The sequence below is a fragment of the Proteus terrae genome, from assembly GCF_003144325.1.
Lineage (GTDB): Bacteria > Pseudomonadota > Gammaproteobacteria > Enterobacterales > Enterobacteriaceae > Proteus > Proteus terrae.
Window position 1 is genome coordinate 81,800 of record NZ_PENS01000012.1, and the last position, 14,680, is coordinate 96,479.

At 36.3% G+C, this 14,680-nt stretch carries 14 protein-coding genes; 6 read left to right on the forward strand and 8 right to left on the reverse strand.

The window, feature by feature from the left end:
- Positions 1–63: 63 nt before the first annotated feature.
- The 4 genes from DK857_RS13175 to gntR all read right to left on the reverse strand — a co-directional run bounded on the left by DK857_RS13175 (position 64) and on the right by gntR (position 4,360).
- Complete coding sequence (locus tag DK857_RS13175) at positions 64–1,002, reverse strand: methyl-accepting chemotaxis protein (protein ID WP_109402402.1); 939 nt, start codon at positions 1,000–1,002, stop codon at positions 64–66.
- A gap of 150 nt (positions 1,003–1,152) precedes the next feature.
- Positions 1,153–2,490, reverse strand: a complete 1,338-nt coding sequence (gene gntU / locus DK857_RS13180) for a gluconate transporter (protein WP_109394911.1) — start codon at positions 2,488–2,490, stop codon at positions 1,153–1,155.
- Positions 2,487–3,041 (reverse strand): gluconokinase, encoded by a 555-nt coding sequence (gene gntK / locus DK857_RS13185; protein WP_109402403.1) that lies wholly within the window; start codon positions 3,039–3,041, stop codon positions 2,487–2,489. Before gntK ends, gntU begins: the two co-directional genes overlap by 4 nt.
- 323 nt (positions 3,042–3,364) lie before the next feature.
- Entirely contained in the window at positions 3,365–4,360 is a 996-nt protein-coding gene (gntR, locus tag DK857_RS13190; protein ID WP_109402404.1) for a gluconate operon transcriptional repressor GntR, read from the reverse strand.
- A gap of 231 nt (positions 4,361–4,591) precedes the next feature.
- Here gntR and DK857_RS13195 point away from each other — a divergent pair, with 231 nt between their 5' ends.
- From DK857_RS13195 to DK857_RS13220, 6 genes are all read left to right on the forward strand, one after another.
- Positions 4,592–5,623 (forward strand): iron ABC transporter substrate-binding protein, encoded by a 1,032-nt coding sequence (locus DK857_RS13195; protein WP_109402405.1) that lies wholly within the window; start codon positions 4,592–4,594, stop codon positions 5,621–5,623.
- On the forward strand, positions 5,620–6,615 hold the full coding sequence (locus DK857_RS13200; protein ID WP_109402406.1) for a FecCD family ABC transporter permease: 996 nt from the start codon (positions 5,620–5,622) through the stop codon (positions 6,613–6,615). The genes DK857_RS13195 and DK857_RS13200 overlap by 4 nt, the downstream gene beginning before the upstream one ends.
- Complete coding sequence (locus DK857_RS13205) at positions 6,615–7,409, forward strand: ABC transporter ATP-binding protein (protein WP_109402407.1); 795 nt, start codon at positions 6,615–6,617, stop codon at positions 7,407–7,409. Before DK857_RS13200 ends, DK857_RS13205 begins: the two co-directional genes overlap by 1 nt.
- Positions 7,396–8,220: a class I SAM-dependent methyltransferase gene (locus DK857_RS13210; protein WP_109402408.1), complete on the forward strand. Its 825-nt coding sequence runs from the start codon at positions 7,396–7,398 to the stop codon at positions 8,218–8,220. Before DK857_RS13205 ends, DK857_RS13210 begins: the two co-directional genes overlap by 14 nt.
- Entirely contained in the window at positions 8,217–9,065 is an 849-nt protein-coding gene (gene modD, locus DK857_RS13215; protein WP_109402409.1) for a ModD protein, read from the forward strand. The genes DK857_RS13210 and modD overlap by 4 nt, the downstream gene beginning before the upstream one ends.
- 275 nt (positions 9,066–9,340) lie before the next feature.
- Positions 9,341–11,293, forward strand: a complete 1,953-nt coding sequence (locus tag DK857_RS13220) for a TonB-dependent receptor plug domain-containing protein (protein WP_109402451.1) — start codon at positions 9,341–9,343, stop codon at positions 11,291–11,293.
- Between the two features lie 103 nt (positions 11,294–11,396).
- Here DK857_RS13220 and DK857_RS13225 read toward each other — a convergent pair whose 3' ends face one another.
- From DK857_RS13225 to DK857_RS13240, 4 genes are all read right to left on the reverse strand, one after another.
- Positions 11,397–12,437, reverse strand: coding sequence for an IpaD/SipD/SspD family type III secretion system needle tip protein (locus tag DK857_RS13225; protein WP_109402410.1), 1,041 nt, complete (start codon positions 12,435–12,437; stop codon positions 11,397–11,399).
- A 130-nt stretch (positions 12,438–12,567) separates the two neighbouring features.
- Positions 12,568–13,545 carry an IpaD/SipD/SspD family type III secretion system needle tip protein gene (locus tag DK857_RS19265; RefSeq protein ID WP_109402411.1) on the reverse strand — a complete coding sequence of 326 codons (978 nt, stop codon included), beginning with the start codon at positions 13,543–13,545 and terminating at the stop codon, positions 12,568–12,570.
- A gap of 37 nt (positions 13,546–13,582) precedes the next feature.
- The gene (locus tag DK857_RS13235; RefSeq protein WP_109402412.1) at positions 13,583–13,813 is read right to left on the reverse strand and encodes a hypothetical protein; all 231 of its coding nucleotides are present in this window, start codon (positions 13,811–13,813) and stop codon (positions 13,583–13,585) included.
- 12 nt (positions 13,814–13,825) lie between these two features.
- Positions 13,826–14,653 (reverse strand): type III secretion protein, encoded by an 828-nt coding sequence (locus DK857_RS13240; protein WP_109402413.1) that lies wholly within the window; start codon positions 14,651–14,653, stop codon positions 13,826–13,828.
- Positions 14,654–14,680: the final 27 nt, after the last annotated feature.

The following is a 14,680-nucleotide window of genomic DNA, read 5'->3' on the forward strand; positions in this document are numbered from 1 at the left end:
CTTTTCAATACACAAAAAGGAGCGATAAGCTCCTTTTTGCATTTCTGGTTTTTATTTAGCTAATTAGTAACTCACTGAGTTTAATAAAACATCTACATACTTGATAACATCGACACTGGCCTGTTCCATTCGCTCTATATATTGAGTTACCGCTTCTTGATCACCGTTTATATTAGCACTTAGCGCTAAACGCCCACATTCATGTACTAATTTATGTGGCTCTTCTAAACGACGAAAAGCCTCTGTACCAGCAAATTTCCGACCATCACCTTGATAATACCATTTCCCTAATCGGCATTCAGTGTGTTGATTAACACAGTGCTCATCATCATTATTTAATAAATGAATATAAATAGATTCTTTCCATAAAACATGATCGAGTTTGACGGTATTAAAAAACTGTTGCATCGAAATAAAAGTAAAAATATGTTTAAGCTCGCTCACTTGTTCTGACAATGACGTTAAATTTTGATGTCCTTCTTCTACCTGTATTTTGATTTGTTGAACCTGTTCTTGGTTTTTTTCTGTCGTTTCTTTAACAGGAATAAAACGAGCACCTAAATTATTATTTATGCTGGCAATAGAAGAAGCTTGTTTCTGGATTTCTAATGACAACTTTTTCATCTCTTGAGCTAAAACTGAAAATCCCGCGCCTTCTCGCCCTATATGCCCTGCTTCAATCGCTGAATTTATCGATAAAAGATTCGCCTGACTGGAAAGCCTATCGATATTGCTGGCGCTCTCTTTAATCTTTTTTAACCAACTAGAGAAATTTTCTATCTCTTCTCGGCTATGCGTAAAATGGGTATCAACCTCATTTAAAAATTGAGTTAATAAGCGGGAATTATCCAGCATCTTGCTAAATAGATGTTCCATCTCATCGAGCAAATTAAGCTTATCTTGTAGCTTATTGCTTGATGCTAAAATCGAATCACGTATAAGTGTGATTGTGTGAATATTACAATCTGTGTGTTTAATAAAAAGCGAATTATAGTCAACCATAATATGACAACCCCAATATGCCCACCGAATAAAGAAACCTATAGGTTAATGAGACACAAGGTATTTTCTGTCATATTTGATAGTCATTTATAGCAATGAAAAAAGCGCGTCAAAGGACGCGCTAATAATATGAAAAATAAAGATTAGATATCAAAGGAATGTGAAGAAAATCATACCGATCACAGCACCTGTTGTGCCAAGAATAGTTTCCATTAATGACCATGTTTTTAAGGTTTGAGCTTCTGTTGCACCTGTAAATTTACCAAATAGCCAGAAACCAGAGTCATTAACGTGGCTAAGAATAATAGAGCCACCCGCAATACAGATTGATAATGCAGCCATTTGAGCACCGCTGTAACCCAGCTCATTGATAACAGGCAAAACTAAACCGACAGCAGTTAAACAAGCAACTGTTGCTGAACCTTGAATAACACGCACTGCACCAGCCAAAATAAAACATGCGACTGCAATTGGCATACCGGCACCAATTAAAGCATTACCCAATGCAGGGCCGACACCAGAATCTACCAGCACTTGTTTAAAGACACCGCCAGCACCTGTTACCAGTAAAATGATCCCTGCGGGTTGGATTGCAGCAGAACAAATCTCCATCACTTTTTCTTTACTCATACCACGGCGGATTGCTAAGCCGTAAATAGCCACTAAACACGCGACAAGAATAGCGATAAATGGATGGCCAACAAATTCAAGAATGTTATACAGCTCTGAACCTTTCTCAACGAAACGCGCACCAATAGTTTTGCATCCCACTAACACTAAAGGTAATAACACCAATGCAAGGCTGAAACCAAAGGAAGGCATTTTGTTCTGACCTAAACTTGGTTCAGACAAATCTTTTGGTAAATCTAAGGTAACGTAACGGCTGATAAAGTTACCAAAGATAGGACCTGCTAATAACATTCCCGGAATAGCCGCACACAGACCAATTAAGATCATCCAACCAAAATCTGCGTTCATCTGGTCAGCTAACAACATCGGTGTTGGCCCCGGTAATAAGAAGGCTGCAGCACCTGCAACACCCGCAAATAAAGGGATTGCCATTTTCACTACATTGCCACCTGTACGGCGAGCAACAGCAAATACAACACCAATTAATAAAACAACGGCTACATCAAAGAACAGAGGTAGAGCACAAATTAAACCTGCGATACCTAATGCGTAGTTGGCACGTTTCTCACCAAAATATTTTAATAATCGTACTGCGATTTGGTCTAATGCCCCTGTTTCATGTAGCACCTTACCAAACATTGCTCCCAGTGCGACGACAATAGAGAGGAAACCTAAAGTACCTCCCATTCCGTTTTGCATGGTTTGTGTGATTTTTTCCAAAGGCATGCCTGAGAAAATACCCGCACCAATGGCAACAATCATTAATGCAATAAAAGCATGTAAACGTGCATACATAACAAAAAAGAGCAGTAATAAAACAGAGCCAACTGCCGTTAGCACAAGTGTTAATGTACTCATACCATTTCCCCTTCAAAAGTCCCTTGAGTGACTGAATTTATCTTATTAATTACACTTTCAATCACATCATCAAGTGGCATTGAAATATCAATTTCATACACATCGTTTTCAGCTGTTGTTGGCTCTTCTAGGGTTTCAAATTGTGTCACTAACATTTGAGGTTTAAAGAAGTGTCCTTTACGCGCTTTTAAACGACTTTCAATCAGCGCATAGTCACCTTTTAAATATAAAAAGTGCAGGCATTGATTGCCGTCTCTTAACATATCGCGATACTGTTTTTTCAATGCAGAACAAACAATTAACGAAACACTATTGGTTCTTTGCATTGCAAATGCGGCATCATTTAATGCTTGTAGCCAAGGTTTACGATCTTCATCATTTAAAGCATGGCCTGATGCCATTTTAGTAATATTTGAGCGAGGATGGAGGAAATCACCGTCCAAAAATGCAGCACCTGTACGTTGTGCTACACCACTTGCGACCGCAGATTTACCGCTGCCTGATACCCCCATTAAGATGAAAACATGGTGTAGGGATTGGGTATCGTTCATAGAATGCTCCTTTAAGGCAGATATTAAGTCTTTTTTGTAATGTTACCCGTAACTGTTACGGGTAACATATCCGAAGTGGCAAGGTAAATACAACAACGAAGATCAACTAAGAAGTGAAAATGTGAAGCGACTCTCAAATGAAAGTAAGATGATCTACAAAATGACAACAAAATATCTGACCAACATCTTTTTTATTCACAGTCAAATTACGAGTAATAACACTGAAAGAGAGAAGACTTTTCAATAAAAAACCCTACTGTTACAAACATAACAATAGGGCTTCAAAAAATATTATTTTCTAAAATTATCAGCAAGTTAATTAATTATATACTTTCACCCGTAATAATGCGGAAACCAACATCAATCACTTGGCCTCGAGCAATTTTGCCTTTCATTCGCTTAAGCAATAAATCAGCAGCTTGTTGCCCCATTTCATCACGAGGGGTAAAGATACTCGCCAAACGAGGCGTCATCACTTGTCCAACATCGTGCCCGTGGAAACCCGATATCGCAATATCCTCCGGCACAGAAATGCCTAAACGTTGACACTCAAAAATGGCACCAATTGCGATATCGTCATTGGTACAATAAAGTCCGTCTAAATCAGGATATTGCTTACGTGCAGCATGTAATAATTCAGCCCCTAACGAATAAGATGAGCTTTTTGGTGTCATCACATTGCCAATAGGTAAACCCGCATTTTGCATTGCGTTTTCATAACCTTGTAAACGCATTAAGGTTCTTTCGTCCTGTCTAGCACCAAGATAGATAACCCGTTTGCATCCACGTTTGATCATCTCATTGACCATCTGTTCTGAAGCGTCAACGTTATCTAATCCTACTGCCGAGTCAAAACAAGGCGAAACGCTATCCATGATTTCTACCACAGGAATGCCCGCAGTTTCTAACATTTTCATTGTCTTTGGTGTGTGCGTTCTTTCAGCGAGAATAAGCCCATCGATATTATAAGAGAGTAATGAAAGTAGGCGTTCTTCTTCTTTTTCAGCACGATATCCGTAGTGCGCTAACATGGTTTGATAACCGTATTTATCGGTCACTGATTCAATGCCACGAATAACTTCAGCAAAAACTTGGTTAGTTAAAGAAGGCAGCAATACCCCAATCGCATGACTGGTTGAATTCGATAAAATATCAGGGGCACGATTAGGAATATAATTGAGGCTATCTAATTCGCGCGCAATTTTTTCTCGTAAAGCTTCAGAGACTTGTTCGGGATTACGCAAAAAACGACTCACTGTCATTTTGGTAACACCAACTCGTGAAGCGACATCCTGTAATGAGGGGCGTTTTTTCTTCATTTTATATCGCAACTATCCAAAAACACTCGTATTAATACGCGCTTTAATTTTCCAAGAACGCTGATTATAGCCCTAGGTTATACACTATTTCGAATAAAGTTTTTCAGATGTGTACTTAGATTTGATTTTGACTGATGATCCCTTGACTTAAGCCAAAGGAAATATAGTATTCATCGCTATATAATAAATGAAACAACGATACCAATATAAAACAATAAACAGTGTGAACTTATGGCGATCCGTAGACGACAATTTCTAACTTACCTCACAACAATTGCGACATTATCAGCGCTTCCGCATTCTGTAAGAGCAGCAATAACCTCACGTATTGCAGCACAATTCGGTCATGTTCCAGCATCAACCGCGATCCATCGCGTAATAAGTGCAGGGCCTCCTACTGATCAATTGTTACTTGCATTAGCGCCTGAAAAATTATTGGGTTTTTCTTCACTTAATTTAGAAAAAAGCCCTTTGTTTTCAGATGAACTACGTAAATTACCGCGTTTAGGGCGCTTATCAGGACGAGGAAGTACACTCTCTTTAGAAGCTTTACTGACGTTAGAGCCAGATCTCATTATTGATAGTGGCAATGTCGATGAAACCTATCGTTCATTAGCGAAACGTGTTTCTGATCAAACGGGTGTACCTTATGTGTTAATTGATGGCACATTAAAAGATAGTCCAGCTCAGTTACGCCAAACAGGTGCTTTATTAGGTGTTACAGAAAGAGCAGAAACATTAGCGCTTATTGCAGAGCAATATCTTAGTGATGCTGCCTTATTTGCTTCTACACAAAAAACAAACCCTCGTTTTTACCTTGCGCGTGGTGCAAAAGGGTTACAAACAGGTGCAAGAAACTCTATCCATACCGAAGCGATTGAAACATTAGGCTTTGAAAACGTAGTAGATATTCCGAATTTCACTGGATTAACGGATGTTTCACCAGAGCAGCTTCTGATGTGGGATCCTGAAATTATCATCACACAAGATGAAAATGCCTATCAGCAAATTATGCAAGACTCTGTATGGAAAAGTATTCAAGCCGTTAAAAACAACAAAGTGCTACTGTTTAAAGGCTTACCATTTGGTTGGTTAGATGGTCCTCCGGGGATCAACCGTTTAATGGGAATGCGTCGCTTACAAAGCCATTTTGACGCTCGAATAGAAAAACAAGTCGCTCAAGATCTGCAAAATTACTTTGCTCATTTTTATCATACGCAATTAAGTGCTGAACTATGTCAGCAATTGCTGGGGTATTCATGAGTCAATCCGTACGCATCACGCTTTTATTTGCATTATTCTCCATCGTTACGTTAATTGCGATTACTAGTGGTAAGTATTCACTTACTGGTAACGAGCTGTGGACACTGGTAAGTAATAAATTAACGGGCAATATAGAGTATAACCGCACTGAAACTGTCTTCTGGCAAATAAGATTTCCCCGCGTTCTGGCGGCAATTTTAATTGGTGGAGGACTTGCGATTGCTGGAGCAGCTTATCAAGGCATGTTCCGTAATCCTTTGGTATCACCCGATATTCTCGGCGTTTCATCAGGTGCTGGAGTGGGTGCTGTATTCGGTATTTTTCTTGGGCAATCCATGTTGTCGATCCAGCTTTTTGCCTTTGCTGGCGGCTTAACAACAGTGGCCCTAGTCTACTTTATTGCGAGGCTTGCGAAACAACACGATCCGGTGCTTTCCCTTGTGTTGGTTGGTATTGCTATTAGTGCATTATGTGGCTCAGCAATCTCATTAATGAAAATTCTTGCTGATCCTTATACTCAATTGCCTTCCATTACCTTTTGGCTCTTAGGCGGGCTTTCGACCATTACTGCTTCTGATTTAGTTTCTGTCGCACCTTTAATGTTAGTTGGTTTTATTCCACTCATTTTATTACGCTGGCGTATGAATATTCTCAGTTTATCTGATGAAGAAGCCAGAGCATTAGGTTTAAACGTCGAAGTAACCCGACTTGTCTTTATTTTGTCAGCCACACTAATCACCGCAAGTGCGGTTTCTATCGCGGGTATTATTGGGTGGCTAGGCTTAATTGTTCCTCACATCGCAAGATTGTTAGTGGGCGCTAACTTTAGCCAACAACTTCCTGTTTCCTTACTTGTGGGAGCTATAATGTTGTTAATTACAGATACATTGGCTCGCACAATTGCCAATATTGAACTTCCACTAGGCATTTTAACATCTGCCATTGGTGCGCCATTCTTCTTAATGTTGTTACTTAGAACGAGGAAAGGCTGATGATCATTGCTAATGCAAAGCAACTCACCATTGGTTATAAAGGCAAAACCTTAATTAGAGATCTTACATTCCACATCGAACAAGGACAAATCATCTGCTTATTAGGTGCCAATGGCTGCGGTAAAACGACGCTAATGCGAACACTATTAGGGCTAATACCTTGTATTGATGGTGAGATCAATATTGCGGGAAAAACATTAAGTGAGTGGTCACCAACCGAACTTGCCAAAGTAGTTGCCTATGTTCCTCAAGCCACACATATCCCCTTTTCTTTTAATGTCATCGATATGGTTGTAATGGGGCGAGGTGCACATCTCTCTTTTTTCTCTATGCCTAGCTCGCAAGATAAAGCGATGGCAATGGGAACCTTAGAATTGCTCTCGCTTTCTCATCTTGCTCACCGAACTTTTGATACTTTAAGTGGTGGTGAAAAACAGATGGTTTTGATTGCTCGTGCTTTAGTGCAACAACCCAAGTTGCTGATCATGGATGAACCTGCTGCAAGCCTTGATTTCGGTAATCAAATCAAACTGCTTACCCAAGTTAAGGCACTAAAAGCTTTAGGGATCAGCGTTTTTATGTCTACACATCACCCTCAACATGCTGCCTCTTTGGCGGATGATGTTATTTTACTGACACCGCATACCCCTGTTTTGCAAAACAGCCCTGAAGTTTTGCTGACACCCGATAATTTAGCGCACCTTTATGGTGTACAACCAACAGATATTCAGGCGCATTTTCACGCCTACTCTGATAATAAAAATGACTATAGGCAAGAATATGAACACTATTGAAACCACAGATTTTGCTGAACTTTATAAAAACCACATGGTACAGGCTGAAAGAACCAAAAAAGAGCCTGAACATTGGGATAAACGTGCTGAAAAAATGGCAGAAACTTGTGCCAACCCTAATGATCCTTATTTAATAAAATTTCGTGAAATGATGGATTTTACGGGTGCTGAAACCCTATTAGATGTGGGTTGTGGCCCCGGCTCTATCAGCATTCATGTGGCAGATAAATTCAAAAAAACCATTGGGATTGATTACAGTACAGGTATGTTAGCTGTTGCTAAACGCAGAGCTGAGCAAGCAGGTATCAACCACGCTGAATTTATCACTTGCTCATGGGAAGATAGCTGGGACCAACTTCCTCAATGTGATATCGCCGTTGCTTCACGCTCAACATTAGTGATGGATTTACAAGCCGCACTCTTAAAACTGAATCGCCAAGCTAAATTACGTGTTTATACTACTCACACGGTTTCTCCAACCTTCGTTGACCAACGTATTATTCGCTTATTGGGTCGTGAGGTTCCTACGCTCCCAACGTACATTTATGCTGTGAATATGCTAAACCAAATGGGTATTCACCCTAAAGTAGATTATATCCGTAGCCGTAATTGCCAGAGTAATTTCAATAGCCTCGAGCAATTTATTGAAGGCATTAATTTCTCCGTAGGGCCTTTAAGCAAGGACGAAATTGTACGTCTAACTAATTACTATCATGAAAGTATTGAAAAAGGAGTTTCACTGATTTCACCAACTCGTGATTGGGCAATGGTTTCTTGGGATGTCGTTCCTGAAAGCGAGTTAAACCTATGATTTATTATCCTGATGCCTTTCTTGATAATTTATTGATGGAAGATATCCAATATGGCGATCTCACCAGTCGGGCACTCAATATTAGTGATCAGCTAGGTATAATGACATTTACACGTCGTGAACCCGGTTGTGTCAGTGGGATCACACTAGGTTGTCGTTTACTAGAAAAACTAGGATTGGTAGTAACAGCACATCTACAAGATGGTGATTTTGCCGATAAAGGCGATTGCTTAATCACCGCCGAAGGCCGTGCTGATGCACTACACCAAGGCTGGAAAGTTGTGCAAAACGTGCTTGAGTGGAGTTGTGGCGTGAGTGACTATATGGCAAGAATGCTAGAAATCTATCACCGTTATCAACCTAAAGGGCAAATTGCGTGTACACGTAAAAATATCCCTAATACAAAGTTACTAGCAACTCAAGCGGTACTTGCAGGTGGTGGTGTTATTCATCGCCAAGGCTGTTCTGAAACTATTTTACTCTTTGCTAATCATCGTCGATTTTTATCAGAGCCTGATAATTGGGCACAACACATTAAGCTGTTACGCCAAGCGGCGCCTGAAAAATGCATTGTTGTAGAAGCCGACGATATTGAACAAGCAAGAGAAGCGTTAAAAGCACAGCCTGATATTTTACAGCTCGATAAATTCTCAACTGAAGATATCTCACTGTTACAACAAGAAGCGCCTCAAATTGCACCTCATTGTCACTTATCTGTAGCTGGCGGTATTAACCTCAATACTATCGAGAAATATGCACAAACAGGCATTACCTTAATGGTAACGTCTGCGCCTTATTATGCATCACCGACAGATATTAAAGTTCGCCTTTATCCAAAAGATTAAATAAAAACAGCAATTTATTTGTAAGTGAGTATTTACATATTTAATCAACAATAAATAGAGACAACATCAACTCAATGTAAAAGAAGTTATAACAAGGGAATAGTTGTAGTGGCATAGAGGAACATCTTTGCTGAACATCTTTTGTTTGAGTCTGTTGCTTTACTTTATAACAAGACCGAGTACTAACACTTTGTTAGTACTCAATTTATTCATTTATTTTTACACATATCGTTATATAAAAGATTATATATAGATTGTAAACTGAGATTGGAATGATGAAATTAAAACCTCTATGCTACTGTTTATCTCTTGCTCTACTGCCTAGTATTGCACTTGCTGACACCACTTATGGGCAATCAACGCCTGATTTATTAACCGTTTGGAGTAGTCCTATCGCGGCAAACCCAGACGTGTTAACACAAGAGCAGATGCTTGAACAAAATAAAGTGAATGCGGCACAAGCCATTGCAACATTACCCGGTGTTGTTATGCAAAAATCTGGCAATCGTAATGAATACACCATTAAAGTACGTGGCTTTGATAGCCGCCAAGTACCTGTATTCTTTGATGGTATTCCAACGTATGTTCCTTATGATGGCAACTTAGACTTAGCGCGTTTTACCACTAACGATCTAGCCAGTATTGAAGTTAACAAAGGTTATACCTCATTACTACAAGGCCCTAACTTAATGGGTGGTGCAATTAATATCACTACGGCGACGCCTAAAAAACCATTAGAAGGAAGCATTGCTTATTCTCAAGGTTTTGCTCGTGGTGCTGATTATGCCCATAACATGAGTGCCCGTTTAGGAGCACGCAATGATCTAGGCTTTATTCAAATCAGTGGTAGTCAATTAAAACAACGCTTTACGCCAATTCCTGGTGCTGATGAAAATAATGCAGCTGCGGGTACTCATGGACGTCGTGATAATTCGGCAACTGATGATAAACGTGGCATGATCAAAGTGGGTTGGACACCACGCGCTTCTGACGAATATACCCTGACTTATGTAAAACAGGACGGTGAAAAAAATAGCCCACCAAATACTTCTGCTAATGCAAAAGGTAAATATAAATATTGGGCATGGCCAGATTACAACAAAGAGAGTTACTACTATAGCGGTATCACTCAAATCACTGATGGTATTAATCTGCAAAGCCGTGCATACCACGATAAGTTCGAAAATACCCTCTATATGTACCCTAAAAAAGGTAATACCGTAGACTATAGTCACTATGACGATTACAGCACCGGTGCTGCATTACAGTTAGGTATAGATACACGTGAAAGTGACCTCCTCTCTTTTGCTGCACACTGGAAAGATGACGTTCACCGTTCTCAAAAAGAAAAAAATGGTGATTGGATGCGTTATAAAGACAGAACATGGTCTTTAGCGACAGAATATCAATGGGCAGCTACTAATGATCTCGATTTAGTAGGTGCAATTAGCTACGACTGGCGTGACAGTGTTGATACTGATAAAGGGGCTGATGATAATAAGCAAACCGCCTTTAACTGGGAGATAATGGCTAAATATTCATTAGCCAATAATGATAACGTTCGTTTCTCTGTTTCTGATCGCAGCCGCTTCCCGACACAAAAAGAGCGTTACACCACTGAAAAACCAAAAGATGGATCAAAAGGAATTATCAATCCAGATTTAGATCCTGAACGTGCATTATCTTTCGACCTAACCTATGAAGGACACATTACAGATAAATGGGGTTACCAAACCAGCATTTACTATAACCGTATCAGTGATGCGATTATGGCACACACGGTTTATCGTAATGGCAAAGCATTCTTCCAAAACCAAAATAGCGGACGTGTTGACTATGTTGGTCTTGATTTAGGTACTAAAGGTAATGTGGTTGATTGGTTAGAGCTTGGCTTAAACTACAGCTATATTCATAGCGATCCAAAACAAGTAGCGCATGTTGAAGGTTTACCAAAACATAAAGCCTATATGTGGATGACATTTATTCCTGTTGAACAAGTCCGTTTTACCATTATCGAAGAAGCACAAGGTTGGACTTATAATCGCATTGATGAAAATGACAAGTTAGCAGGTTATGTAAAAACTGATCTTCGTTTAGATTATGAATTTGGTTATGGCGTTTCTGCTAATGCTTCTATTAATAACCTTTTTGATAAATCTTATGAATATACTCAAGGTTATATGGAAGATGGTCGTAATTACTGGTTAGGTGTAGAATATAAATTCTAATTTAAACCATTCGTTATAAAGTAAAGAGCTGATATTCATACTCTATCAGCTCGTTCTTATCCCTAAAATAAATTGACTTTCCATAAAATTACTTTATATAAAATTAAAATTTAAGAAATCCTCTTGCCATTTCTAATAATGTATTCATGGTACTACTCACTATTTTCACAAAATTATCATAGTTACTATTGGCTGCACTATATTTTTTGGAAAGTTCATCAAGATTTGTATTAACACCTTTTTCAAAGGCATCTAACGTTTTCTTCAATAAATCAAACTCAGTTTGTAATATATCATGCTCACCTTGCGGCATTTGTTTTAAATAATCAATTAATTTATCTAGCCCTGATAAATCTAATCCAACATTAAATAAAAAAGAAATATTAGGTCTAGTCGTTCCTGAATTATCATTTTTTTGTGATGTAATGCCTTTGATTTGACTCAGTAATTTATCTACTGCGTCCACAGCGTTATCAGCATCGGTATTACTTTCATAATAGACTTTTTCACCATTGATTATTCTAAAAAATCGGCCATCATCATCCTTATTAAAAAACATCCATACGCTAAAAAACCCAGGTTTATTCAACTTGCTTTTTAATACATTCAATTTATAAAGCAATTCATCAATATTTATATTGATATATCCATCTTTACTTCCAGCCTTAGTAGCATTACCTAATTCAGATAATATTTCTCTTAACTCTCTTACAAAATCCATATATTTAGAGAATATTTCTTTAAATACATCTAAGTAGTCATTTTTACCCACGGCAATGGATTGTTTTACATCATTAAAGAGATCATGCAATGAATCTGTTGGATAATTTTTCTTTAATTGAGCATTTTTTATATCTCGAGAGATATCATTAATTTCATCTAAACACTTTTTTTTATTAATATAATTTTTCACATAGTCTTCATCAAGAGAAAGATATTTTCCTTTTTGAGATTTATTTTCTAATTTTTTATTTTCTTTAGAATCATTAAGAAAAAAATATTGATACTCTCTTTTTATATACTCGAATAATAAACGAGAATTAATTAAAAATTCATCTTGATTACATTCTATTAAATTAGACAATTGAGAATTTAAGTATACTTTATTATTTTTAGAAAAATTACAATCAATAGTAGCATCCATAGCATTAACCTTCTTAATATTAATTAAATAAAGTAAGTCATTTTAAACAGGAATTTAAAATCACATACTGTGTTAGCATTATTGGACAATTTTCTCTAATAAATAATTTTTAATTTTAAATATATAAAATTTAGAATCGCAAAAAACCTTTTGCCATCTCTAGTAATGTATTAATTGTACTGCTGACAATTTTCACAAAGTTATCATAATTACTATTTGCTGAACTATATTTTTTAGAAAGTTCATCCAAATTAGTATTTATCTTTTTTTCTAAAGCATCAAGTGATTTTTTAAATAGATCAAATTCCGTTTGTAAGATATTTTTAAATCTCTTCTCATCTCTTTCTTTTTTTAATTTTTCTATATTTTCATTAGCATAGAATTCAGCTTGTTTTAGAATTGTTTTTTTATCCACATTAATAAAATTTAAAACCATTTTTGGATATTTATTAACATACTCATTTATAAAACCTTCTCTTTTACTTTCTATTTCATCATTCGTCATTTCTTTTTCTTTACTTATTTTATCATTAACTATATCTAAGATCTTATTTAATTCATTTAATGAAATATAATAAAAAAAATCCACATCAATATTATTCCACTCTGATAATAAATTTTCTTTTTTCGCTGGTATAATTCCTTTTACATCCATTAACAATTTACTTATTGCATTTAAAGCATGATCAACTTGCTTTTTATTTGAATAATTTATTTTATGATTATTTAAGTGTCTTATATAACTACCATCATACTGATATTCAAAAAACAATTTAGTGTTAAAAAATAATTTCTCTTTATTTTTTCTATTATATTCATTTTTAAAACTTTCTAATACTCTTGTGAATTCAATGAAATTAACAGCAATATACCCATCTTTTTTCCCTGCCTTGGTATATTTACTTAGTGATGTTATCGCCGTTCTTAATTCTCTTACATAATCCATATAATTAGAAAAAATAGATTTAAATACATCTAAATAATCATTTTTACCAACAATAATGGATTGTTTGACTTCATGAAAGAAATCACTCAATGAATCAGTAGGATAGTTATCATTAGAAAGTTTTTCTTTTATCAGTGGTGATAATTTATCTATGGAATTCAAACATTTTTTATTCCCAATAATATTTTTATTATATTGTTCAGAGAGAGATAAATATTTCTCTCTCTGTTTTTCCTTTTAAATCATTACATATCAGCCAGCTATTAAGATCAAAATTTTTATAATCTCGTCTTATATTTATAAGTAAACTTTCCATTTCATCGAAATTTTTTATTTTACGTTTAGGAATGGAAATACCATCACTCGTTGATAAAGATACTTCCAAATACTCAGCTATATTAGACATCCCTGAATCAATAGCTTTAGACATAAAATTATCCTCTTATACTTTTGAAGCAATAGCAGAAGCAACATCTTGCTGAGCATGAATAACAGCTTCAATAGCTTGTACTAAGGCTTTGATAATTTCAGTAACTTCTCTTTGCATTTCATTATTATTATTAATAACATGATTGTTAATACTTCCTCTCGCTTCTAATACTTTTTGTTTACCATCAAGTATGATCCCTTGAGACTGCATCGTTTGATCTGCAACTCTTGCCAAAGGATCTGCTGTTGTAGTCACTAGATTACCAGTAATCATAGTAGGGTTAGAGTGTCCTATTAGATTTTTTCCCATCCCTTTAATTGAAACAAATGCTCCCATACCATGTATTGCCATTGAAATACCTGCGCTAGTAATGGCTGCACCTACCATAATATTTGCTTTTTTATTTAAATTATCTTTTATTTGTTCTGCTATATTTAATTCTACATTCATTAACATAACACCCATTTCTCTAGATGCTTCAAACTTCTTAATCATTGCTTCTAAATATCTAACCATTAAATTAATTAATTTCATCATATCATCAGATAAAAAATCAAACGTTCCTAGGCTTTCAGTTTTAATATGATCATAAATATCATTATCATTATCTACTTCAAGTGATTTTAATATGTCTTTTATAGTGGGTGTTTTTACTTCTGGCTCTGACAAAATTGGTATTATATTTTCTTTTGTTTTTTCTATAAATTCTTTTACTTTAGGTTCAATTAATCTTTGTAACTGTTCTTCATTAAGAGAGTTTTTAGTCTCATTAATATCACTCGATTCTAATTTAGAGTTATTAAATAATTTAAAATCATCATTATTGACTTTCATATTCATATATAAACCTCGAAAAAATAGACTTTA

Bases quoted from the DNA above. Each gene is read 5' to 3' on its own strand.
- DK857_RS13175 (WP_109402402.1), bottom strand. From the start codon at position 1,002: ATGGTTGACTATAATTCGCTTTTTATTAAACACACAGATTGTAATATT.
- DK857_RS13235 (WP_109402412.1), bottom strand. From the start codon at position 13,813: ATGTCTAAAGCTATTGATTCAGGGATGTCTAATATAGCTGAGTATTTG.
- DK857_RS13210 (WP_109402408.1), top strand. From the start codon at position 7,396: ATGAACACTATTGAAACCACAGATTTTGCTGAACTTTATAAAAACCAC.
- modD (WP_109402409.1), top strand. From the start codon at position 8,217: ATGATTTATTATCCTGATGCCTTTCTTGATAATTTATTGATGGAAGAT.
- gntR (WP_109402404.1), bottom strand. From the start codon at position 4,360: ATGAAGAAAAAACGCCCCTCATTACAGGATGTCGCTTCACGAGTTGGT.
- DK857_RS13225 (WP_109402410.1), bottom strand. From the start codon at position 12,437: ATGGATGCTACTATTGATTGTAATTTTTCTAAAAATAATAAAGTATAC.
- gntK (WP_109402403.1), bottom strand. From the start codon at position 3,041: ATGAACGATACCCAATCCCTACACCATGTTTTCATCTTAATGGGGGTA.
- DK857_RS13200 (WP_109402406.1), top strand. From the start codon at position 5,620: ATGAGTCAATCCGTACGCATCACGCTTTTATTTGCATTATTCTCCATC.
- DK857_RS13220 (WP_109402451.1), top strand. From the start codon at position 9,341: ATGAAATTAAAACCTCTATGCTACTGTTTATCTCTTGCTCTACTGCCT.
- DK857_RS13205 (WP_109402407.1), top strand. From the start codon at position 6,615: ATGATCATTGCTAATGCAAAGCAACTCACCATTGGTTATAAAGGCAAA.
- DK857_RS13195 (WP_109402405.1), top strand. From the start codon at position 4,592: ATGGCGATCCGTAGACGACAATTTCTAACTTACCTCACAACAATTGCG.
- DK857_RS13240 (WP_109402413.1), bottom strand. From the start codon at position 14,653: ATGAATATGAAAGTCAATAATGATGATTTTAAATTATTTAATAACTCT.
- gntU (WP_109394911.1), bottom strand. From the start codon at position 2,490: ATGAGTACATTAACACTTGTGCTAACGGCAGTTGGCTCTGTTTTATTA.